This window comes from Oceanicaulis sp. (assembly GCF_051859625.1).
In the GTDB taxonomy this organism is placed as follows: Bacteria; Pseudomonadota; Alphaproteobacteria; order Caulobacterales; family Maricaulaceae; genus Oceanicaulis.
Window position 1 is genome coordinate 740,553 of the sequence record NZ_JBHYFH010000001.1, and the last position, 21,904, is coordinate 762,456.

Here is a 21,904-nt window from a genome sequence, read left to right on the forward strand (position 1 = left end):
CTAGTTCGCCTTCTTGGGCGGCGTCGGCGCGAAGGGTTCGGGCAAGGGCGCGCACGGCACGCCTTCTTCGCTCAGCTGCTCGCGCTCTTCAGCGGTCGTCTCGCCATAAATCAGCCGCTCGGGCGCATCGCCCTTGTGGATGGCGCGGGCCTCGCTGGCGAAGCGCTCGCCCACATAATCAAAATTGGACCGGATATGGGCCTGCACCTGCCGCGCCAGTGTCGCAAAGTCAGGCGCGCTGTTGGCGGTCGCTTCGGTCTTGCGCGAGGTGCGCACTGACGGCGCCATCAGCTGTTTTGAAATCTCGAGCGAGCCGCAGGACGGACATTCGACCAGGCCGCGGTCATTTTGCAGGTCGTAATCGTCTGAATTGCGGAACCAGGCCTCAAACTCATGCCCGTCCGCGCAAGACAAGGCGTAGCGGATCATGGCCCGGTGAACTCCCGGTCATTGCCGAGCGAGGGAATACGACTGCGCGCGGACGCGACCTCATCAAGGTCGATCTCGGCATGAAGCACGCCCGGTTCATCATGATCGAGATGGGCGATGATCTCGCCCCAGGGCCCGATCACCATGGAGTGCCCCCAGGTCTTGCGCCCGTCCTCATGCTTGCCGCCCTGAGCCGGCGCCAGAATGAAACTACCGGTCTCGATGGCGCGGGCCCGCAGCAAGGTCTCCCAGTGCGCACGGCCCGTGGGGCGGGTGAAGGCGCTCGGGACCGAGATCATCTGGGCGCCCGCTTGGGCGAGGCGTCGATAGAGCGCCGCGAAACGCACATCATAGCAAATGGTCAGCCCCAGCTTTCCGCCCGCCGCTTCAGTCAGCACGGCCCGGTCGCCCGGCGCGTAATTGGTGGATTCTGAATAGGTCTCGCCGCCGCCCAGCGCCACATCGAACATGTGGATCTTGTCATAGCAGGCTTTGAGCGCGCCATCGGGGCCAAAGAGATGCGAGCGATTGACCGCGCGGTCGCGACCATCGTCAGATTTCGCGCCGCCCTTGAGCGCCATGGAGCCGATCAGAAGATCAATGCCCAGGGAATCCGCCAGATCGGCGAAGCGCACGATGGCGGGCTCCACATCGGAGGTATGGATCTGGCCGAACAGGCGTTCGGCGTCCTTCTGCACCAGCGTGGTGGTCTCAGGCGTCAGGACGAACTTCGCGCCAGAAGCCGCCGCTTCGCGGATCAGCGCTTCGGCGTCGTCCAGATTGCGCTCCGGATCGGTGCCGGAGCGCATCTGTATCAAAGCAAGTTTAATCGCGCTCATAGCGCTCCTTCAGTGCGTAGCAGATCATCGAGCTTGCCCGCGCGCTCCAGCGCCATCATCTCGTCGCAACCGCCCACATGGGTCTCCCCGATGAAGATTTGCGGGAAGGTCCGGGCGCCGTTGGCGCGGTCCACCATTTCCTTTTTCTTCTTCACATCAAAGCCGGCGTCAATCTCTTCAAACGAGACGCCTTTCTTTTTGAGAAGCGAAACAGCGCGCACGCAATACGGGCACATGGGGCGAGTATACAGGGTGACGGCCATGTCAGGCCCTCCTTGATTTGTGTCAGTCCGGGGGGAGCGGGGTCTCCGCAATCGCCCTGTTATGTAAGCGGGTCCACGGGTTTAACAACGCGCGCCAGCGTGATCGCGGTCACATCTTCGGCGCCGGCCCGTTTAAGAACCCTTGCACACGCCTGCAAAGTTGCGCCGGTGGTGTGCACATCGTCCACAAGGACAAAACGCCGCCCCTGGATGAAAGGTTTCGCGTTTTTCTGAATACGGAACGCGCCCGCCACATTGCGCTGACGCGCCTTGCCGCTGAGCCCGCCCTGACTGGGCGTGGCGCGCGTGCGCAACACCAGGTTCGGCTCCACAGGCAGTGAGGTGACCTCGGACACCGCGCGCGCCAGCAGAAAAGACTGGTTGAACCGGCGGCGACGCAACCGGCTGGCATGCAGCGGAATGGGAATCAGCCCGTCCGCCCCGTCCAGCGCATCGCGTCCGGCGCGCGCCATCCAGCGGCCAAAGACTTTCAGCCCGTCAGTCCGCCCGGCATGCTTGAGCATCAGAACCAGACGCCGGCTCTCGGCGTCATAGACAAAGGCCGACCGCATGCGGCGGCACGCCGGCTCTTGCGCCGCGCAGGCGCCGCACAGCGCGCCCTTGCCGATGGGATAATCAAAGGGCAGCCCGCAGCTTTCACACCAGGGGGCGTCCAGAAAGCGCACCTGCGACCAGGCCTCGGCGGATAATTCTCCCGGCGCCGCAACCGGATCGCCGGTGATGGGACATAGCGGCGGCCAGATCAGATTCGCACACACGCGCCACAGCCCCAAGGCTTTGCCTGACAGCGCATTGGGTCCATATCTGGCCCATGACCCCGGTAACGCTGATTTCATCCAAACCCGCCCCGCAACCCGAAGACGGGCCGCCTGTCCTGTTTGACCGGCGCTTGCTGGCCCGTCGCCGGGATCGCGCCGCCTGTGAATTCACAGCATACGACTTTTTGCACGCGCGCGCCGCCGATGATCTTCTGGACCGGGTGGAAAGCGTCAGCCGCGATTTTGAGACCTGCCTGGTCCTGGGCGGCGGCGGGGCCGTCGGGCGCGCTCTGAAAGATCGCTCCCAGGCGCGGCGGAAGATCAACCATCTGATTGAGACCGACCTCTCCCCACGCATGGCGGGACTGAGCGATCAGACTGCGGTCTGCCTGGATGAGGAACAGCTGCCCATCGCACCTGAAAGCGTCGATCTGGTGCTCGCCTGCCTGAACCTGCATTGGACCAATGACCTTGTCGGGGCGCTGATCCAGATCAACCACGCGCTGAAGCCCGACGGCTTTTTCGCCGGCGCCATTCTTGGCGGATCGACGCTGACCGAACTGCGCCAATGCCTGAAAAGCGTTGATGACGCCGACCCCGCGCCGCGCCGGGTTTCGCCCTTCGCCGACACGGTGGACATGGCGGGCTTGCTGAGCCGGTCCGGCTTCGCCCTGCCGGTGTCGGACGTGGACCGGGTCAAGGCGCGCTATGGCAATTCGTTCGTCCTGATGCGCGATCTGCGCGCCATGGGCGAAACCAATGCCCTGGTTGAGCGCCCGCGCACGCCCGCAACGAAAAGCTTCTTTGTGAAAACCGCGCAGGCTTATTCAGAGCGCTTTGCGGAAGCGGACGGCAAAATCCCGGCGACGTTCGAGATCATCCATTTCGCCGGCTGGGCGCCGCATCCCGATCAGCCCAAACCCAAACGCCCCGGCTCAGCGAAAGTGCGCCTGGCTGACGCCCTGGGCGTCACCGAACACAAATCAGGCGATATCGCCGGCTAGATCAACCCGCCCCGCCAGACGCGGTGCTGATCGTATTGCTGACCATTTGCAAGAGCTGCCACAGCTGATCGCCCAGCAAAGACACGGCGGTGATCACCACAACGCCCAGAAGACCGACGATCAGGCCGTATTCAATCGCTGTCGCTCCGCGCTCATCTCGGATCAGCCGACGCGCGCACCGACCAGCCTGTCGCGCAATTCCGCCGCCAGCGGCTTGTCGGCGGGCGGCATCGGATACTCGCGAAACTGATCGGGCCGCGTCCAGACGATCTTCTGGCCCTCTGTCGGGTTGATGAACCCGTCCCAGCGACGACACACGAAGAGCGGCATCAGAAGATGGCCCCCGGCGTCCAAGGCCTCGGACGCAAAGGCGAAGGGCTGCAGACATTGCTCGCATGGCTCGATCCCCAGCTCTTCGCGCAATTCGCGCACGAGGGCCTGTTCAGGCGTTTCACCCGGTTCAACCTTGCCGCCTGGAAACTCCCACAGGCCTGCATGATGTTTGCCGGTCGGGCGCTGAGCCAGCAGGACACGTCCATCCGGGTCCACAAGCGCGCACGCCACGACTAGCAACAGATTTGAACTCATATCAGTAGACCGTTGGGGTTAAAGCGGAGTTGGGAGACAGGGTGTATGCGTCATTAATGACTAGGGCGCATCCTCGCCCGGCGCCTCTTCGGGCGTATCAATGTCGGCTGGCGGGACCACAGCAGGCTCCGTGGTGCGCAGCGCGCTCGGCGCCTGACCGGCGACCCGGGTCACGGGATAACTCTCGCGCAGCACCTCCAGAAGATCATCAATGCCCTGCAAGGTCAGGAAGCGGATGATGTTGGGCCGCACTTCGTCCAGGCTTTCACGCGGCTGGAGACGGCGATCCATCACCTGCAAGACGTGCCAGCCATATTCTGTCTCAAACGGAGCGCTGACCTCGCCCTCGCCTGTGTCGAACGCCACCTGGGCGAAACCGGTGAGAATGCCCGAACGGGTGAAATAGCCCAGGTCACCGCCGCTGAAGCGCGTAGCGAGATCCCGGCTCACCTGCGCCGCCAACTGTCCGAAATCGCCGCCCTCGGCCAGAAGGCGCGCAACTTCATCCGCTTCTTCCCGTGTCTCCACCAGGATATGGCGCGCCCGGATCTCTTCCGTGCGCGGGGCGAGACGGCTTTGCTCCTCGTAAACTTGCTGGACAGCGTCGTCGCTGACCGCAGACGCAATGGCGTTCTCCACCAGGATATTGCCCAGAATGCGCTCTTCAGCAGCGGCGAGACGACGCCAGGCTTCGTCCTCGTCCTGAATGTCGCGCGCCACCGCTTCCAGCGCCAGAAGCCGCTGATCAATCAGGTCCGACAGCGTATCGCGGAACTCCTGATCGGATGGGCGCAGGGCCTGCGGATTTTCGATCAATCCCAAAGCGGCCGCTTCACGGCGCACATCGTCGATTGTGATGACCGTTCCGCCCACGCGCGCGGCGATCTGTGATTGCTGCGCGTCACGGTCCGCAGTGAAGCGCAGTCCCGACTGTGACGAGATGGCGCTGGAGGGTTGTGATTCTTCAACGCCTTGCGGGTTACAGCCCGCAATAAACGCCATTGTGATGAGTGCGGCTGCTACACGCAGTCGGCGGGCTTGATTGACAGTCAATCAGGGCCTCCTTAAGTGACCTTTGACCTTATACGACGTGATAGATGCGCCCAGGCGGCCGCTTCGGGCGCTCACGTCGTCTTTAATTCATTGTTCGCCCGTCAAGGCAGATACGTCATGCTCAACATCGCCCGCAAGCTTTTCGGCTCCTCCAATGACCGTGAGGTCAAGCGCATGCGTCCCATCGTGGACCAGATCAATGCGCTGGAGCCAGACTTTCAAGGGCTTGATGATACAGCACTGGCGCAGAAAACCGTCGAGTTTCGAGAGCGCCATGAGAACGGCGAAAGCCTGGACAAGCTATTGCCCGAAGCGTTCGCCGCCGTACGCGAAGCCGCCACACGCGCACTGGGTCAGCGCCATTACGATGTGCAGCTGATGGGCGGCATCGTGCTGCACCGGGGCAATATCGCCGAAATGCGCACGGGTGAAGGCAAGACGCTGGTCTCCACCCTCGCCGCGTATCTCAACGCGCTGCCGGGCAAGGGCGTGCATGTGGTGACGGTGAACGATTACCTCGCCCAGCGTGACTCTGAATGGATGGGCCGGGTGTTCGCCAAGCTGGGCATGACCACCGGCGTGATCATCCATGGCATGAGCGACCCCGAGCGCCGCGCCGCCTATGCCTGCGACATCACCTACGGCACCAATAACGAGCTGGGTTTCGACTATCTGCGCGACAATATGAAGTACGCGCTCAATGACATGGTCCAGTTTGGCGGCCGTCCGCTGGAGAAGGCCGAGCACCATTTCGCCATCGTCGACGAGGTGGACTCCATCCTGATCGACGAGGCGCGCACGCCGCTGATCATTTCGGGGCAGACCGAAGACCGCACTGATTTTTACAAGACCATCGACCAGATCATCCCGATGCTGGACGATGAGGACTTCACCATCGACGAAAAGGCTCGCTCGTGCACCTTCACCGAAGAAGGCAACGAGCATATCGAACAGCTGCTGAAAGAGCGTGACCTCCTCGATAGCGACGCCGACCTCTACGACATCGAAAACATCTCTGTCGTCCATCACGTCAACCAGGGCCTGAAGGCGCACAAGCTGTTCGTTCGCGACAAGGATTACATTGTCCGCGAGGAGAAGGTCGTTCTGATTGATGAGTTTACGGGCCGCATGATGCCGGGCCGCCGTCTGTCGGATGGTCTGCACCAGGCCATCGAGGCCAAGGAAACCGTCGAGATCCAGCCCGAAAACCAGACTTTGGCCTCGATCACCTTCCAGAACTATTTCCGCCTCTACAAGAAACTTGGCGGCATGACCGGCACCGCGGCCACCGAAGCCGACGAATTCCACGACATCTATTCACTCGGCGTGATGGAGATCCCCACCAACCGCCCGGTGCAGCGGATCGACGAGGAAGATGAGCTCTATCGGACCGAGGACGAAAAATTCCACGCCATCCTCAAAGCCATTGAAGACGCGCACGCCAAGAACCAGCCGGTTCTGGTCGGTACGGTGTCGATTGAAAAATCCGAGCGCCTCTCTGACTTCCTCAAGAAGAAAAAGATCGTTCACCAGGTTCTGAACGCGCGCTACCACGAGCAGGAAGCCGGCATCATCGCCCAAGCGGGCGCTCCGGGCGCCGTGACCATCGCCACCAACATGGCCGGCCGCGGCACCGACATTCAGCTCGGCGGCAATGTGGACTACAATCTGCAAGAATGGGTCGACGCGGAAAAAGCCGCGGGCCGCGAACCCGATGACGCCGCGCTGAAAGCCAAGCGCGAGCAGTTCGAAGCGGAAGTCGCCGACAAGAAACAACAGGCGCTGGACGCGGGCGGCCTGTTCGTCATCGGCACCGAGCGCCATGAAAGCCGCCGGATCGACAACCAGCTGCGCGGCCGGTCTGGCCGTCAGGGCGATCCGGGCCGCTCCGCTTTCTTCCTGTCCGTTGAAGACGATCTGCTGCGGATCTTCGCGCCTGAGCGCCTGGACGGCATCATGCGCACGCTGGGCCTGAAAGAGGGTGAAGCCATTCAGCACCCCTGGATGTCGAAAGCGGTGGAGACCAGCCAGAAAAAGGTCGAGCAACGCAATTACGACATTCGCAAGAACATCCTCAAATACGATGATGTGATGAATGATCAGCGCAAGGCGATCTTCGAACAGCGCATCGAGTTCATGACCGCGAAAGACGTCTCTGACGTCATTACCGACATGCGTGAGACGACCGTCGAGGATCTGGTCACCAAGCATATTCCGCCGCGCGCCTATGCTGACCAATGGGATATCGACGGGCTCAACGAGGAGGTGGTCAAGCACTTCAATCTCGAGCTGCCGATCAAGGACTGGGCCGCCGAGGAAGGCATCGCGGACGAAGAGATGCGCGAACGCCTGATGAAGGTGGTCGACGAGACCTATGCCGAGAAGGCCGCCAATATCGGACCGGAACTGATGCGCCGGATCGAGAAGCAGATCCTGTTGCAGACCATCGACCAGAACTGGCGTGACCATCTGCAGAATCTGGACGCCCTGCGCTCGGCTGTGGGCCTGCGCGGCTACGCCCAGCGCGACCCGCTCAACGAGTTCAAGACCGAAGCCTTTGCGCTGTTCGAGCACCTGCTTGACGATCTGCGCTATGAAACCACGCGCGTTCTGTTCCATCTGCGCATGGCGCAAAGCTCGCCCGCGCCCGAAGCGCCGCAACCGCCCAAGAACATCCAGGCGCAACATATCGACCCGCAAACGGGCCGGAACGAGATGGATGACAGCGGCCCCCGTCCCGCCCAGTCCACGCCCTCGCCGACGGCAACGCGCGTCGCCGCCCAGAGCGTTGACCCCAATGATCCGGGCACCTGGGGCCGTGTGCCGCGCAACGCCGCCTGTCCGTGCGGATCGGGCAAGAAGTTCAAGCATTGCCACGGCGCCATCGGCCAGGCCTGAGCCTGAAGCCTGATGCCTGATGCCTGACATACGCCTCTCACGCCTGGAGCCGGATCAGTTTGACGCCGTCAACGCCATGATCCTGCGCTCCAAGGCGTATTGGGGCTATGGCGAAGACATGATGGCCAAGATGGAGACCGTCCTGCGTCTGGATCCGGGCGCAGCGAAAGACGGTCGGGCCATCGCCGCCTGGCGCGATGATGCGCCCATGGGGCTCGCCCAGATCAGCACGCCCTATGATCAGACTGATGGGCGGGGCGTCATGCTGGATCTATTGTTCATATCTCCGGACGCCATCGGCACAGGCCTCGGCAAGCGCCTGTACGACTGGGCGTTGGATCAGGCGCGTATGGCGGACGCCAATGTCTTGCAAATCCTGTCAGACCCGAACGCACGCGGCTTTTACACCGCCATGGGCGCACGCTTCATCGAGGACCGCCCCTCCAGGCTTATCCCGGGAAGGACCTTGCCCTGGCTGGAGCACAGGCTCGCCTGAATCAATAAATCCCTGATTGCGCAATCCACCCCTCTGAGTCAATGTTCTATACATGACGCACGGAGGTGGTGATGAAACGACTGATCGTATGCTCTGACGGCACATGGCAGACCATCAGCCAGCAGGTGCCGACAAATGTGGCCAAGCTCGCGTTTTCTCTCAGCGCTGCGGACACCTCGGATCCCGACCACCCCATAGAACAGATCGTGTTTTATGATTCAGGGGTCGGCACGCCGTTCACCCATAGCGATTCAAACTGGTTCAAACGCATCCTCAGTTCGCTGCGCAAGAAACGTCAGGGCGCGTTCGGCGGCGGGCTCGAAGAAAAAATCTATGACGCCTACCGCTTTCTCTCACTGAACTATTGCGAAGGCGACGAGATCTGGCTGTTCGGATTTTCACGCGGCGCTTACACGGTGCGGTCTCTGGCGGGGCTCATCTATAATTCCGGGCTTCTGCACAGGCGCAATCTGGGCAAGCTGTCTGAAGCCTATGAGCTGTACCGCTCCAAGAATCTCAAACCCTCATCCTGGAAGTGCCGAGAGTTTCGCGAACGCAACGGGTTTGAACCCGACATTCATTTTCTGGGATGTTGGGACACGGTGGGCGCCTTGGGCATCCCCGACCTCTCTGACGATCATGAGATCAATGAGCGTCTGAACGAAGAATACCGGTTTCACGACGCGCAACTGAACCGCAAGGTGCTGCACGCCCGTCATGCCTGCGCGCTGGATGAAACGCGCAAAGCCTTCCCCCTCACCCCGATGGAAGCCTCCAAAGAGGCCCTGAACGAGATCGATCCCTTGCGGCAGGTCTGGTTCATCGGGCCGCATGGCGGCGTGGGGGGCGGTGAAGCGGCCAACACGCCCTTATCGGACATCGCCTTGAAATGGATGGCCGATCAGGCGCGTGAGCAAGGGCTGTCGATTGAGCACGCCGTACTGGATTCGCGGCTGGAGCCGGACCCGCTCTGCCGCTTCAAGACGCCGGGCGGTCTCTTGAGCGCATTGGGTGACAAGGTGCGTGAAGCGCCGCCCCCATCACAGGAGTCGCTGGCGTGTTTCCATCCCAGCGTCTGGGTGCGCTTTGATGATCCGGACGCGCACTACCGCCCCGCATCCTTGAAGGACTGGGTTGATGTGGATCGCGACGCTCTGGCCTGACGCTGGCGTCAGGTCTCCAGAAGCGAGCGGCCAATATTCAGGAAGCGGTCACGGCGGCGCTGACGCAGCTCGGCGGGGCTCAGCCCGTCCAGACTCGCCAGCGCGGTTTCAACCGCATCACCCACCCGGCGGATGGTGTCTGCGCGATCGCGATGCGCGCCGCCCAGAGGCTCTTCGATGATCGTATCGATGATCTTGAGCTCGATCAGATCCTGCGCGCTGACTTTCATGGCGAGCGCCGCGTCACGGGCGCGCGCGCCGTCGCGCCAGAGAATGGACGCGCAGCCTTCAGGCGAGATCACCGAATAGATCGAGTGCTCCAGCATCATCACCGTATTGGCGGACGCCAGCGCCACAGCGCCGCCTGATCCGCCTTCACCCGTCACCACGCTGACCATCGGCGTGCCAAGCGTCAGGCAGCGCTCGGTGGAGCGGGCGATCGCTTCGGCCTGGCCGCGTTCTTCCGCGCCAATGCCGGGATAGGCGCCCGCCGTATCCACCAAGGTGACCACCGGCAGATCGAAACGTTCCGCCAAGTCCATCAAACGCATGGCCTTGCGATACCCTTCAGGCCGCGCCATGCCGAAATTGTGCTTGAGGCGGGTCTGGGTGTCATGACCCTTTTCATGGCCCATGATGACCACAGGGCGACCTTTCAGACGACCGAGGCCGCCTACAATGGCGTGGTCTTCGCCAAAGCGGCGATCACCAGCCAGATCCTCGAAATCGGTCACGAGGCCAGCGATATAATCGCGCAGATGCGGGCGCTCGGGATGACGCGCCACCATGGTTTTGCGCCAGGCGTCGAGCTTGGAATACATCGATTTGAGCTGGTCGGACGACTTCTGACGCAGCTTGGCGATTTCATCCGCCGCATCAGGCGCGTCTTCGCCGTTCCGGGACAGGACGCTTTCAAGTTCTTCAATCTTGGCGTCAAGCTCGGCGATCGGCCGTTCGAAATCGAGATAGGTGCGCGTAGAATCTGACATGGACGGTCCTGGTGGATGGGCCCCGGTGGAGGGCGCAAACTAAAGGGCGCTCAGGCGCGAGGCAATCTATGCACTGTTATGAGCAAATGCCGGGCCGGTTTCATCCCTCAGAGCCTGTCTCATCATGGCTCAACGGGTGCGCGTCATGCACCAGCGCCTTCAGCCGCGCCTCCAGCACATGCGTATAAATTTCGGTCGTTGAGACATCGGCATGTCCCAGCAAGGTCTGAACGCTGCGCAAATCCGCGCCATTGGCCAGAAGATGCGTCGCGAACGCATGGCGCATCACGTGCGGACTGACCTGTCCTGGGTCGAGCCCTGCGGCCAGCGTCAGATCTTTCAGTCGCTGGGCGAACCGCTCACGCGTCAAATGCCCGCCTCGCGCCGTACGCGACGGGAAAAGATAACGCGCCGCCACGCCATAGGCTGGCGCCTTCGGCGGGGGCAAATGCTCCGCCCGCACAGCCTTGTAAGCGTCCACAGCGTCCAGCGCAGCATCGGTCAGGGGAATGAGCCGCTCCTTGCCGCCCTTGCCGGTGACAATCAGGCAGCGCTCTGACCGGGCGAAGCCTGACAGCGGCAAGGTTACAAGTTCGCTGACCCGCAAGCCGCCCGCATAAAGCAGCTCCAGCAGAGCGCGCAGGCGCAGTCCCTCCGCCCCCTCCATGCGATCCGCCGCGTCAAACAGCGCCTCGACTTGCGCTTCGCTCAACACTTTGGGCAGAGGGCGCGGCTTTTTGGGGCCGGACAGGGTCTTGGCCGGATCATCTGCGCGCAGCCCTTCCTTGAGTAAGAACCGGTAATAGCGCTTGAGCGCGGAGAGCCGTCGCGCGGATGTCGCGGGCGACAGGCCGTCCGCGGCGAGATCGACGAGCAAGGCTTCCACATCATGGGTTTGCGCCTGTTCAAGGCCGACGCCGCGTCCGCCGAACCGCTGGGCGGCGTCTTCCAGGTCACGGCGATAGGCGTCGAGCGTATTGCGAGCCGCGCCACGCTCCGCCGCCATCATGTCAAGAAACAGATCAATCGAGCGCGCGCTCACGCAGCGTCCTCAATGACCCGCGCCAGCACATATTGAAGCGCCTGCCGCCGCAATCCCGTATGATCGAGCGCCAGCATGGACGCCGCACAGGTTTCCGCGTCTTCGGGATGGCGTTCAAGCAGTGAAGCGGCATGCAATTGCGTCTCGCCCAGCGCGCCTGCGCCGGACGCCAACAGCAAGGGCCCCAGCGCAGGGGGCGTGACGCCCGTCTGGCGGGTCAGGCCTGACAACGCCTGTTGCAACTCGCCCTGGTCATCCGCGCCGAGCGCCACCAGGCCAGCCGCCTGACACAAGCGCTCAGGCGTCGCCGTCTCCAGCCGCGCCGCCAGCAGCGCCATGAAGGCGTCATCCTCGATCTGATCGAGCGCTATGGCGTGGGCGAAATCTATCGCCACCATCAAGCCCGGCGCTGGCGGCTGCCAAACCGGAGCCGTCGTTTTCTTATCGTCGGCGGGCTCAAGATCTTCGCTACCCAGAGACGGCAAACCGCCCAGGTCTGGCGCGGGCTGAAGCGCGAGATCAGGCTCTGGCGGTCCGTCGAGCAAGGCTTCGCGCCAGCGCTCGGCGGCGACAAGATCATCGGCGGCCAATGCGGCCAGCACGAAATGAACGCCATGGGCGAGCGTGTTTTCCGTAATCGGCAGACTGGCCACTTCCGGTCCGAAAGTCAGAGCAGCCTCCATGAACAGGTCCTGCTGCGCCGCGTCCGACAGGCGAATGGCCAGCGCCTCGGCCGCGATCTCGCGATCAAGGTCCTGCCCGATCAAGGCGCCCAGCGCCGCCGCGCGCTCGGCCCCCTCCATGACGACCGCCGCTTCCAGCGCTTCAGGCAAGGTCTCAGGCAGGGCGATGGTGGGGCCGGTGCGTTCCGCCGCCAGATGCAGCCAGTTGGGCGCATCCTCGTGCGGGTACAGGCGTACGCCCGGCGCTAGCGCTTCCAACAGGGTCAGCTGCAGCGCGGTGCGCGGACGAAAGCCTTCAGGCGCCGGCTGGTTCAGAGTCAGGGCGTCAAACACCTGATCAAATGCAGGCGTTTGCGCTTGGGCGCGCGCCAGTTCAGCGGTCAGCTCTGCGGCGGGAATGCGACCGTCCAGCGCCAGACAGCTGGCGCGCAGGCGGAGCCAATAGGCGGCGTCCCGACCTTCCAGCAGCGCATCTGCGGCCCGGCAGGCCTCCTCGGTACGACCCATCGCCAGCGCGGTTTCCGCATAGACGCGCGATAGCGCGTCTGATTCGTTCACCCGCGGCGTGCGCGCCAATAATTCATAGGCCAGTTGAGCGCGCCCGGCGGACAACGCCCGGTCAGCGCGCTTGGCGGCGAGCGTGAAATCATCGCGTCCGCCGTGGGGCGGCTCGCCCGAGGACCGCAAAGCGGCCAAAGCCAATCTCGCTGCAGCCGGGTTGCTCCATCCTGAGCTGGCGCGATCCGGCAGCACCGACAGCGCACCGTTCAGCGCGCCTGCATGCCCCGAACTCCAGACCGTTTCGGGCAGGACTGAATTGACGCCCACTTCGAACGGATCGACGGCGCCCAACTCGGCCACTTCAATCTGATCAGTGGCTGGCCGGGCCTGGGCGAACGCCTGGCCGCACGCCAGAACGCTTGCGGCCAGCAAGGCGGTTTTAATCGACCAATGCATCTGTCACCTCGACACGGACTTCTTCAGGGGTCGGCGCATTACTGTCCGCCAGTCCCAGTAAAGCGATGAACCCGCCGATAATGACCACCAGCCCTACGCCCAAGCAGATCAGAATGGTTTTCATGAGAGTGCCTTTTCCATGTCGCTCGCCCTGTGGCGATAGTTAAGCAGGCGAATGCGGCGTTTTCCAGACGTCTGCAGTGATTGCTCGCCTGCGCAGCATTGGCGTATAGCCTTACAGTGTGATGACAAATTCTGAAAACCCGCCCGTACTGTCCCGGCATCTGACGCTTGTAGGCCTGATGGGCGTGGGCAAGACCACGATTGGACGACGGCTCGCTCGGCGGTTCGGCGCCGAGTTCCGAGACGCTGACGAAGAAGTCGAGCGCGCAGCCGGCCGCACGGTCAGCGAGATCTTCGCCGATTTCGGAGAGCCCGCTTTCAGAGAGGGTGAGCGCAAGGTGATCGACCGCTTACTGGCGCAACCTGATCCGCTGATCATCGGGCTTGGCGGGGGCGCCTTCATTCAGGATGAGACGCGCGCGCTGGTGAAAGACAAAGCCATCTCCGTCTGGCTGAAGGCTGATCTCGACGTCCTGATCGAGCGCGTGGGACGCAAGCCCGGCGCCCGTCCGTTATTGTCGCAAGGCGATCCCGCCGAGATCATGGCCCGGCTTGAACGCGAGCGCGCGCCCCTCTACGCCGAAGCGGACATTGTGGTGGACACCTCGGTCGGCAGCCATGAACAATCGGCCGATCAGGTGATCGACGCCCTCAGGACTTATCAAGAAGGAATGCGCGAATGAGCGTGCTGCGCGTGATCGAGGTGAACGCAGCTTCCGGCGCCTATGAAGTGGTGATCGGTCGCGACGCCCTGTCCGCACGCGCGGACCGGCTTGCGAACCGCGCTCCGCGTGGACGCGCGGTCATCGTTGCGGATTCCCAAGCGCTCAGCCACCACGCGACTCGCCTGACCCAGGCTTTTGACGCAGCCGGTCTGAAACTTGAACTGATTGAGATCGAGGGCGGAGAACGCGCCAAGAGCTGGCGCGGGCTGGAAGCTCTGTGCGACCGCCTGCTCGATTTGAATGTGGAGCGCAGCGAGCCCGTGATCGCCTTTGGCGGCGGCACGGTCGGCGATCTGACCGGGTTCGCTTCAGCGATCCTCAAACGCGGTACGCGCTTCATCCAGATCCCGACGACCCTGTTGGCTCAGGTGGACAGCTCGGTCGGCGGCAAGACCGGCATCAACACACAGCACGGCAAAAACCTGATCGGCGCGTTTCATCAGCCGGACCTGGTGATCGCCGACACCGCCTTTCTCGACACCCTGCCCCGGCGCGAAGTTTTGGCGGGCTATGCCGAGATCGTCAAAGCCGGGCTGATCCAGGATGCGCCGTTGTTTGACCGTCTTGAAGCTCAGGGCGTGGACGCCGTGACCGGAGACGGTCTGGCGCAGGCCGTCGCGGACGCCGTCGCCTTCAAGGCCAGGATCGTCGCCGAGGACGAGCGTGAGGGCGGCGTGCGCGCCTTGCTCAATCTGGGCCACACCTTCGGACATGCGTTTGAAGCGGAAGCGACAAAAGGCGCGCTGGTTCATGGCGAGGCCGTCGCCTGCGGTCTTGCGCTCGCCTATCGGTTCTCTGAACGGCTTGGCCTTTGCGACGCTGAAGACGCGCGCCGTGTCGAGCACCATCTGAAGACTATCGGGCTCCCGGCCCGGATTTCAGACTTGCCCGGCGGACCCTACACAGCAGAGCGTTTGCTGGCGCGGATGCAGGACGACAAGAAAAACTCGGGCGGTGCGATCACATTGATCCTTGCGCGCGCCATCGGAAATGCCTTCATCACAACTGATGTGGATCACAAGGAGCTGGCCGCGTTCATGTCCAGCGAGGTTGAGGAATAATGACTTTTGAACCGTGGATGGCCTGGACCGGACTTGGCATTTTGTGCCTGCTGGCCTTTTCGGGGTTCTTCTCAGGCTCTGAAACCGCGCTGACCGCCACCTCCAAGGCGCGCATGCTGACCCTTGAAAAAGAAAAGGATCACCGGGCGCGGCGAGTGAACGTGCTGATTGATGATCGCGAAAGCCTGATCGGCGCGATCCTTTTGGGCAATAACCTTGTGAACATCCTGGCGGCGTCGCTGGCCTCGGCGGTGTTCCTGGCCATGTTCGGCGAAGCGGGCGTGCCCATCGCCACTTTGGTGATGACGCTATTGGTGCTGATCTTCGCTGAAGTGCTGCCCAAGACCTATGCGCTGTCCAATCCTGACCGCATGGCGCTGACCGTATCCTTGCCGATCCGCATTTTCGTGATGCTGTTCGCGCCTGTGGTGGCCGCCGTGCAATGGCTGGTGCGCGCGACCTTGCGCATTCTGGGTCTGTCGGTTGAAGGCCCGGTCCTGTCCGCCCATGACGAGATTCGCGGTCAGATCGATTTGCACCACCAGGAAGGCGGCGTGGTGAAAACCGACCGCGACATGCTGGGCGGCGTGCTCGATCTGCGCGAGCTGACGGTGGACGACGTCATGGTTCACCGCAAAAGCCTTGTCATGTTTGATATCGACCAACCGGTCGAGCAATTGGTGGCCGATGCGCTAAGCTGCCCGCACACCCGCCTGCCGCTTTATCGCGATGACGCCGAGAACATTGTCGGCATCTTGCATGTGCGCGATCTGGCGCGAGAGCTGCACAATGCGGGCGGGGATTCCAGCAAGCTCGACATTGAAGCGATCAAGCGCGAGCCCTGGTTCATTCCCGAAACCACCGAACTGCTTGAACAGCTGACGGCCTTCCGCCAGAAGCGCGAGCACTTCGCCCTGGTGGTGGACGAGTACGGTGCCTTGATGGGCGTTGTGACGCTGGAAGACATCATCGAGGAAATCGTCGGCGAGATCGAGGACGAGCACGATGTCACCGTCGAGGGCGTCACCCGTCTGCCCGACGGCTTCATCCTTGTGGATGGCGGCGCGCCCATTCGCGACGTGAACCGGGCGCTGGACTGGGAATTGCCCGACGACGAAGCGGTGACCATTGCGGGCCTGGTGATCCACGAAGCCCAGACCATCCCCGAAGCGGGGCAGATCTTCCGCTTTCACGGGGTTCAGTTTGAAATCCTGGAACGCCGCCGCAACCAGATCACCCGCATGCGGCTCAAGAAAGAGCCCGAGGCCGCAGGCGCGAACGATTGATCACCCCGCTTCGGCGGGCGCTTTCGCCTTGATGGCGAGCGCGTGAACCTGCGCTTTCATCAGATCGCCGAGCGCCTGATTGACCAGGCGGTGGCGCTGGACCCGGGTCTGGCCCGTGAAAGCGTCAGACACGATCTCGACGGTGAAATGGCTTTCCCCCGCTCTCGCCTGCTCGGAATGACCGGCGTGAAGCGCGCTGTCATCGGTCACGGCAAGGCGATCTGGCGACAACGCCTGGGTAAGTCTGTCCACAATTTGCTGCTTTACGCTGGACATTGTCATCCTCTGTTTATTGTCCGTCAGGCCGGTGCGCCCCATACTTGGGGTCATGGACGGCTCTTACAAATACCGACCCAAATTTAAAGACATCCGTATCAAGCCGCCCAAAACCGAGGCGCGGCAAGAGGATAAGGTGTGTGAGCATCCCCAGTGCCGGTCGAAAGCGACCGCGCGCGCGCCCAAAAGCCCGGCCAACCGCACCGAGTTCTACTGGTTCTGCCAACAACATGCCGCCCAGTACAACAAGGAATGGAATTTCTTTGAGGGCATGAGCGAGGATGCGGCCAAGGCCCATGCGGCGGCGGACATGTATGGCCACCGCCCTACCTGGGGGTTCGCGTCCGGCTCCAGCGCCCGCCGCGCCGCGCAGAACGCCAGCAAGGATTTCAAGGACGGCTTCGTCGATCCGTTCAATCTGTTCGGCGACGGCCCGCCCCCCGGCCAGGAACGCGCCCAGCGCGAAGCCGAAGACCCGAACGCCGGGATGGGGCGGCTTCAAAAGCGCGCCCTCGAAACCCTCAATCTCGACCCCAAGGCCAACAAGTCTGTCATCCGGCGCCGCTATGCTGAGCTGGTGCGTCAGTACCATCCGGATTCAAATGGCGGCGACCGCTCGATGGAAGAGCTGCTTCAGAAAGTGGTCGAGGCGTACCAGATCCTCAAAAGCTGCGGCATGGGCTGAGCCCGAGTGGCGACAGGGCTTGGACGCTCTATGTCTGGGGCTTATGGTTTGAACCACCCTGTCGCGCTGCAACAAAGAGCCCTTCCGCGTATGACCGACGATACCCTGATCAGCCTCACCCCCGACACGACCGCCGATTGTCAGGCCTTGTTTGGCTTTGATCCCGGATTTGAGGTCCCCGCCTTTTCCGGTCGCGATTCCCACGTGCCCGATATTGACGACACCTATGTGTTCGACCCGGCCACCACGCGGGCCATTCTGGCGGGCTTCGCCTTCAACCGCCGCGTCATGGTTCAGGGCTATCACGGCACCGGTAAATCCACCCATATCGAACAGGTCGCCGCGCGTCTGAACTGGCCGATGATCCGGGTCAATCTCGACAGCCATGTGAGCCGGATCGACATGGTGGGCAAGGACGCGATCGTCCTGAAAGACGGCCAGCAGATCACCGAGTTCCAGGAAGGCATCCTGCCCTGGGCCGTCCAGCGTCCCGTCGCCTTGCTCTTTGACGAATACGACGCCGGCCGCCCCGACGTGATGTTCGTGATCCAGCGCGTTCTGGAAGCCTCGGGCTCTCTGACCTTGCTCGACCAGAACCGGGTGATCCGCCCGAACCCGAATTTCCGGCTGTTCGCGACCACCAACACGGTGGGCCTGGGCGACACGACGGGGCTCTATCACGGCACCCAGCAGATCAACCAGGGTCAGATGGACCGCTGGTCCCTGGTCGCCACGCTGAACTATCTGCCCGCCGAGACCGAGCGCGAGATCGTCGCCGCCAAGCTGGGCGAAGTGGGCCAGTCTGAAGCCGGCGCCAAGATGATCGCCGACATGGTGACGGTGGCCGATCTCAGCCGCGAAGCCTTCATCAATGGCGATCTGTCCACCGTGATGAGCCCGCGCACCGTGCTGACCTGGGCGGAGAACACCCAGATCTTCGGTGACGCCGGCATCGCCTTCCGCCTGACCTTCCTGAACAAATGCGACGAGCTGGAACGCCCGATCGTGTCGGAATTCTATCAGCGGGTCTTTGGCGAGGATCTGCCGGAAAGCGCCCTCGCCGCCGGCACTGCAGCCTAAAGGCTTTTCATGTCTGACGCTTCGCCTGCTGACCAGTTCCGGCGCGCGCTGTCCGCTGCGACACGCGCGATCTCTCACGACCGCGAACTGGACGTGAAGTTCGGCGGCGAGTCCGCGGCGTTGTCGAACGGCAAGGTCGTGCTGCCCAATCCGCCGGAAAAACTGACAGCAGACGATGCGGCGAAGCTGCGCGGCAAGGCGGATGCGCTGGCGCTGCGTCTGCAGCTTCATAACGCGCGCTCGCATCAGACCGCCCTGCCGCCCGGCGCCCGGGCGCGGCAAATCTTTGACGCCGCCGAACAGGCGCGAGTGGAAGCCCTGGGCGCGCGCGCCATGCGCGGCGTCGCCGACAATCTGGATGCGGCGCTGGCCGATCGCTGCCGCCGCGAGGGCTGGAACCATGCCGAGGACCGGCAAACCGCGCCCCTGGCGGACGCCATCTCCATGCTGGTGCGTGAGCGCGTAACAGGTCGGCCCGCTCCGGACGATGCGAAGGGCCTGATGCAGGTCTGGCGAGAGGATCTGGAAAACAGTGCAGGCGGCGCGCTGGATGCTCTGGCGGGCGCAGTGGATGATCAAAGCGCCTTTGCGGATGCTCTACGGCAAGTGATCCGTGATCTCGACCTGACTGACGAACTGGGCGAGCACGACCAGGACGAAGACGACACTGACGACAGTCAGGACGATGCCGGCGTCGAGCAAGAGCCTGAAGCAGGCCAGGACGAGTCTGACAACGATCCCGATCAGGGCGAGGATGAGGACGACGCTGCGGACGCCAAGGGCACGGCGGCGGACACCGACGACATCCATTTCGCCGAGGATAGCCAGACCCGCGTCGAGGCCGATGACGAGCCCAGCGAGTCCATGCAATCGGCGAAACCCAACTGGGTCAGCCCGCCCGGCGAAGATCTCAACGCCTATAAAGTCTTCACCGACAAGTTCGACGAAGTGATCCAGGCGTCTGATCTGTGCGATGCGGCCGAGCTCAACCGTCTGCGGCGCACCCTCGACCAGCATCTCAAAGGCCTTGAAAGCGCGGTGGGGCGTCTCGCCAACCGTTTGCAACGCCGCCTGATGGCCCAGCAGCAGCGCTCCTGGTCGTTCGATCTTGAAGAAGGCATGCTGGACCCGGCGCGCCTTCCCCGCATCATCATGGACCCGATGATGCCGCTCAGCTTCAAGCAGGAGAAAGACACCGATTTCCGCGATACGGTCGTCACCTTGCTGCTCGACAATTCAGGCTCCATGCGCGGACGTCCCATCCTGGTGGCCGCAGCCTGCGCCGACATATTGGCGCGTACGCTTGAGCGGTGCGGCGTGAAGACAGAAATTCTGGGCTTCACCACGCGCGCCTGGAAGGGCGGACGCTCGAAAGAGGAATGGCTCAGCCAGGGCAAGCCGCCCAATCCGGGCCGCCTCAATGATCTGCGCCATATCATCTACAAGGCCGCCGACGCGCCCTGGCGGCGCGCACGGCCCAATCTGGGCCTGATGCTGCGTGACGGCCTTCTCAAGGAAAACATCGACGGCGAGGCTTTGCTCTGGGCGCATAAACGCCTGATGGCGCGGCCCGAGCAGCGCCGCATCATGATGGTGATCTCCGATGGCGCGCCGGTGGATGACGGCACTCAATCGGCGAACTCGCCCGCCTATCTGGAAAAGCATCTGCGCGAAGTCATCGCCATGATCGAGAACAAATCCGATGTCGAGCTGCTCGCGATCGGCATCGGCCATGACGTGACCCGCTATTACCGCAAGGCGGTCACCATCGTGGATGTGGAACAACTGGCGGGCGCGATGACCGACCAGCTGGCGGCACTGTTTGATGAGAAACGCGACCGCAAAGCCGACACCAAAATTCGCGCAAAAGGCGAAAACAAGGTGCGTCCGGCCGGCGGCTCGGCTATGAAACGGGCTGTGACCGGTACGCGCGCTCGACGCTAGGGGCGCGCCTTCTCAAGAGGCTCGCCATGATCCGTACGGCTCTTACCGCCGCCTTGTTCAGCCTGACAGCCGCCTGTGGCGGACAGGCTCAGGACGAGTCTTCCCCATCAGACGCAGGCCTGACCGTCAGCGCCGAGCGCGTGGTTCTGTTTCCAGATGATCCCGGCCGCATGCGCGTGGGCGATCTTCGCTATGCGGGCGGAGTTGAACTCAGCAGCGAGGATGAACGCTTTGGCGGCTGGTCAGCGCTACACCTGTCTGAAGACGGTCAGCGCATGCTGGCCGTGTCTGACCAGGGTCGCTGGATGACGGCCAGCCTAGACTATGACGACACTGCGCTTGCCGGGCTCTCTGACGTGCATATCCACCCCCTTCTGAATGAAGCGGGGGAAGCGGTTTCAGAGCGATTCGCCGATTCTGAAGGGCTCGCCAATCTGGGCGACGGCGCCTATGCGGTCAGCTTCGAGCGCGAACACCGGATCTGGCGCTACAGGCTGGAGGAAGACTGGAGCGCGGTGGGGACCGCCCGTCCAACGCCGCTGCCCAATCCCCTGGGCACGCAAAGACTGCCGAACAACGCCGGCATGGAAGGCCTGGCGGCGGATGGAAACTGGCTATGGTCGGCGGGGGAGCACACGACGGGCGCCGCCCCCGTTCATATCCTGACCCGTCAGGATATGACGGCGCCGGACGCGGCTGGCGCCTCATTCCTGCTGGCGATGGAAGCTGAGTTCGGTCTGACCGCGCTCGAGCCTGATGATCAAGGCGGCCTCTATATCCTTCAACGGTTCTGGTCGCGTGATGTGGGTAATCGCATCCACATCCTGCATCTGAGCGCTGAACAGATCGCGGACGCCGCGAATGTCGCTGAGCTTCATCCGACCCTGCTCGCAGCCATCGAGCCCGAAGACATGACGGTGGATAATTTTGAGGGCATGGCGGTCGCCGAGATTAATGGCGAGACGCGCCTGTTTCTGATTTCGGACGATAATTTCAATGAGTCTCAGCGCACGCTGTTACTGAGCTTCACCATCGAACCGCGAGACTGAGTCCCGGGCGTCACGCACAGAAAAACGCCCGCCGTTTCCGGCGGGCGTTTTTCTCGCGTCAAGCACAGAGCCGATTAGGCGGCTGCAGCGGCTTTCTTAAGCTCGCGCTTGATCTTCAGCGCGGCGCCAGAAAGCTGCTCGTCACGAGCTTTCAGCAGGAATTGGTCCAGACCGCCAACATGGTCGACGCTGCGCAGAGCCTTGGCGGCGATACGCAGACGGAAAGACCGGCCCAGGGCCTCAGACGCCAGCGTCACCTGACACAGGTTCGGCAGAAAGCGGCGCTTGGTCTTGTTGTTGGCGTGGGAAACGTTGTTGCCCGAAACCGGACCCGTCCCAGTAAGTTCGCAGCGGCGCGACATAGCTTCCACCTTGTTCCACAACAGTCGTAAAATCATATGCGACCGCTTACATGGAAAATCCAAGGTGCGGCGCGAGAGCGGGCGATGTACCGGTCTGGGCCGCCTGCGTCAAGGCGCAGGCGCACAGAAC

General features: G+C 62.8%; 24 protein-coding genes. 11 read left to right on the top strand and 13 right to left on the bottom strand.

What is annotated here, in order from left to right; genetic code table 11:
- Genes ACTIGF_RS03505 through ACTIGF_RS03520 form a run of 4 tightly spaced genes read right to left on the bottom strand, consistent with a single transcriptional unit; the run spans position 1 to position 2,310 of the window.
- Positions 1-429 (bottom strand): DUF1178 family protein, encoded by a 429-nt coding sequence (locus ACTIGF_RS03505; RefSeq protein WP_439635554.1) that lies wholly within the window; start codon positions 427-429, stop codon positions 1-3.
- Positions 426-1,268 carry a carbon-nitrogen hydrolase family protein gene (locus ACTIGF_RS03510; RefSeq protein WP_439635555.1) on the bottom strand — a complete coding sequence of 281 codons (843 nt, stop codon included), beginning with the start codon at positions 1,266-1,268 and terminating at the stop codon, positions 426-428. Before ACTIGF_RS03510 ends, ACTIGF_RS03505 begins: the two co-directional genes overlap by 4 nt.
- Positions 1,265-1,531: a glutaredoxin 3 gene (gene grxC / locus ACTIGF_RS03515; RefSeq protein WP_022700293.1), complete on the bottom strand. Its 267-nt coding sequence runs from the start codon at positions 1,529-1,531 to the stop codon at positions 1,265-1,267. The genes ACTIGF_RS03510 and grxC overlap by 4 nt, the downstream gene beginning before the upstream one ends.
- Positions 1,532-1,590: 59 nt before the next feature.
- Positions 1,591-2,310, bottom strand: a complete 720-nt coding sequence (locus ACTIGF_RS03520; RefSeq protein ID WP_439635556.1) for a ComF family protein — start codon at positions 2,308-2,310, stop codon at positions 1,591-1,593.
- Positions 2,311-2,363: 53 nt separating this feature from the next.
- Between ACTIGF_RS03520 and ACTIGF_RS03525 the strand changes: the two genes are divergently transcribed.
- On the top strand, positions 2,364-3,314 hold the full coding sequence (locus ACTIGF_RS03525) for a methyltransferase domain-containing protein (protein ID WP_439635557.1): 951 nt from the start codon (positions 2,364-2,366) through the stop codon (positions 3,312-3,314).
- Position 3,315: 1 nt separating this feature from the next.
- Here the strand turns inward: ACTIGF_RS03525 and ACTIGF_RS03530 are convergent, their stop codons facing one another.
- The 3 genes from ACTIGF_RS03530 to ACTIGF_RS03540 are packed head-to-tail and all read right to left on the bottom strand — an operon-like array spanning position 3,316 to position 4,955.
- Positions 3,316-3,579, bottom strand: coding sequence for a Flp family type IVb pilin (locus tag ACTIGF_RS03530; RefSeq protein ID WP_439636644.1), 264 nt, complete (start codon positions 3,577-3,579; stop codon positions 3,316-3,318).
- Positions 3,477-3,902, bottom strand: coding sequence for a (deoxy)nucleoside triphosphate pyrophosphohydrolase (locus tag ACTIGF_RS03535; RefSeq protein WP_439635558.1), 426 nt, complete (start codon positions 3,900-3,902; stop codon positions 3,477-3,479). The genes ACTIGF_RS03530 and ACTIGF_RS03535 overlap by 103 nt, the downstream gene beginning before the upstream one ends.
- A 60-nt stretch (positions 3,903-3,962) precedes the next feature.
- Entirely contained in the window at positions 3,963-4,955 is a 993-nt protein-coding gene (locus ACTIGF_RS03540; protein ID WP_439635559.1) for a peptidylprolyl isomerase, read from the bottom strand.
- Positions 4,956-5,072: 117 nt separating this feature from the next.
- Between ACTIGF_RS03540 and secA the strand changes: the two genes are divergently transcribed.
- From secA to ACTIGF_RS03555, 3 genes are all read left to right on the top strand, one after another.
- Entirely contained in the window at positions 5,073-7,853 is a 2,781-nt protein-coding gene (gene secA / locus ACTIGF_RS03545; protein WP_439635560.1) for a preprotein translocase subunit SecA, read from the top strand.
- Positions 7,854-7,872: 19 nt separating this feature from the next.
- Positions 7,873-8,349 carry a GNAT family N-acetyltransferase gene (locus ACTIGF_RS03550; protein ID WP_439635561.1) on the top strand — a complete coding sequence of 159 codons (477 nt, stop codon included), beginning with the start codon at positions 7,873-7,875 and terminating at the stop codon, positions 8,347-8,349.
- A gap of 71 nt (positions 8,350-8,420) precedes the next feature.
- Complete coding sequence (locus ACTIGF_RS03555) at positions 8,421-9,512, top strand: DUF2235 domain-containing protein (RefSeq protein ID WP_439635562.1); 1,092 nt, start codon at positions 8,421-8,423, stop codon at positions 9,510-9,512.
- A gap of 8 nt (positions 9,513-9,520) precedes the next feature.
- On the opposite strand, the gene ACTIGF_RS03560 is transcribed toward ACTIGF_RS03555, so the two are convergent.
- The 4 genes from ACTIGF_RS03560 to ACTIGF_RS03575 form a co-directional block, all read right to left on the bottom strand.
- Positions 9,521-10,501, bottom strand: a complete 981-nt coding sequence (locus tag ACTIGF_RS03560; RefSeq protein ID WP_375548337.1) for an acetyl-CoA carboxylase carboxyltransferase subunit alpha — start codon at positions 10,499-10,501, stop codon at positions 9,521-9,523.
- 100 nt (positions 10,502-10,601) lie between these two features.
- Positions 10,602-11,543 (bottom strand): site-specific tyrosine recombinase XerD, encoded by a 942-nt coding sequence (locus ACTIGF_RS03565; protein WP_439635563.1) that lies wholly within the window; start codon positions 11,541-11,543, stop codon positions 10,602-10,604.
- Positions 11,540-13,183: a hypothetical protein gene (locus ACTIGF_RS03570; protein ID WP_439635564.1), complete on the bottom strand. Its 1,644-nt coding sequence runs from the start codon at positions 13,181-13,183 to the stop codon at positions 11,540-11,542. Before ACTIGF_RS03570 ends, ACTIGF_RS03565 begins: the two co-directional genes overlap by 4 nt.
- A complete protein-coding gene (locus tag ACTIGF_RS03575) occupies positions 13,167-13,307 on the bottom strand; it encodes a hypothetical protein (RefSeq protein WP_439635565.1) in 141 nt (46 codons plus the stop codon). The genes ACTIGF_RS03570 and ACTIGF_RS03575 overlap by 17 nt, the downstream gene beginning before the upstream one ends.
- Positions 13,308-13,428: 121 nt before the next feature.
- Here ACTIGF_RS03575 and ACTIGF_RS03580 point away from each other — a divergent pair, with 121 nt between their 5' ends.
- The 3 genes from ACTIGF_RS03580 to ACTIGF_RS03590 are packed head-to-tail and all read left to right on the top strand — an operon-like array spanning position 13,429 to position 16,378.
- Positions 13,429-13,989 (top strand): shikimate kinase, encoded by a 561-nt coding sequence (locus ACTIGF_RS03580; protein WP_439635566.1) that lies wholly within the window; start codon positions 13,429-13,431, stop codon positions 13,987-13,989.
- Entirely contained in the window at positions 13,986-15,092 is a 1,107-nt protein-coding gene (gene aroB, locus ACTIGF_RS03585) for a 3-dehydroquinate synthase (RefSeq protein ID WP_439635567.1), read from the top strand. The genes ACTIGF_RS03580 and aroB overlap by 4 nt, the downstream gene beginning before the upstream one ends.
- Positions 15,092-16,378, top strand: coding sequence for an HlyC/CorC family transporter (locus tag ACTIGF_RS03590; RefSeq protein ID WP_439635568.1), 1,287 nt, complete (start codon positions 15,092-15,094; stop codon positions 16,376-16,378). Before aroB ends, ACTIGF_RS03590 begins: the two co-directional genes overlap by 1 nt.
- Here ACTIGF_RS03590 and ACTIGF_RS03595 read toward each other — a convergent pair whose 3' ends face one another.
- A complete protein-coding gene (locus ACTIGF_RS03595; RefSeq protein WP_439635569.1) occupies positions 16,379-16,654 on the bottom strand; it encodes a BolA family protein in 276 nt (91 codons plus the stop codon).
- Between the two features lie 136 nt (positions 16,655-16,790).
- On the opposite strand from ACTIGF_RS03595, the gene ACTIGF_RS03600 reads away from it, so the two are divergent.
- The 4 genes from ACTIGF_RS03600 to ACTIGF_RS03615 all read left to right on the top strand — a co-directional run bounded on the left by ACTIGF_RS03600 (position 16,791) and on the right by ACTIGF_RS03615 (position 21,412).
- Positions 16,791-17,339 carry a J domain-containing protein gene (locus ACTIGF_RS03600; RefSeq protein ID WP_439635570.1) on the top strand — a complete coding sequence of 183 codons (549 nt, stop codon included), beginning with the start codon at positions 16,791-16,793 and terminating at the stop codon, positions 17,337-17,339.
- Between the two features lie 90 nt (positions 17,340-17,429).
- Entirely contained in the window at positions 17,430-18,419 is a 990-nt protein-coding gene (gene cobS / locus ACTIGF_RS03605) for a cobaltochelatase subunit CobS (protein ID WP_022700312.1), read from the top strand.
- 9 nt (positions 18,420-18,428) lie between these two features.
- Positions 18,429-20,363: a cobaltochelatase subunit CobT gene (gene cobT / locus ACTIGF_RS03610; RefSeq protein ID WP_439635571.1), complete on the top strand. Its 1,935-nt coding sequence runs from the start codon at positions 18,429-18,431 to the stop codon at positions 20,361-20,363.
- A gap of 26 nt (positions 20,364-20,389) precedes the next feature.
- Complete coding sequence (locus tag ACTIGF_RS03615; RefSeq protein WP_439635572.1) at positions 20,390-21,412, top strand: esterase-like activity of phytase family protein; 1,023 nt, start codon at positions 20,390-20,392, stop codon at positions 21,410-21,412.
- Between the two features lie 74 nt (positions 21,413-21,486).
- On the opposite strand, the gene rpmB is transcribed toward ACTIGF_RS03615, so the two are convergent.
- Complete coding sequence (gene rpmB / locus ACTIGF_RS03620; protein WP_375550193.1) at positions 21,487-21,774, bottom strand: 50S ribosomal protein L28; 288 nt, start codon at positions 21,772-21,774, stop codon at positions 21,487-21,489.
- Positions 21,775-21,904 lie beyond the last annotated feature (130 nt).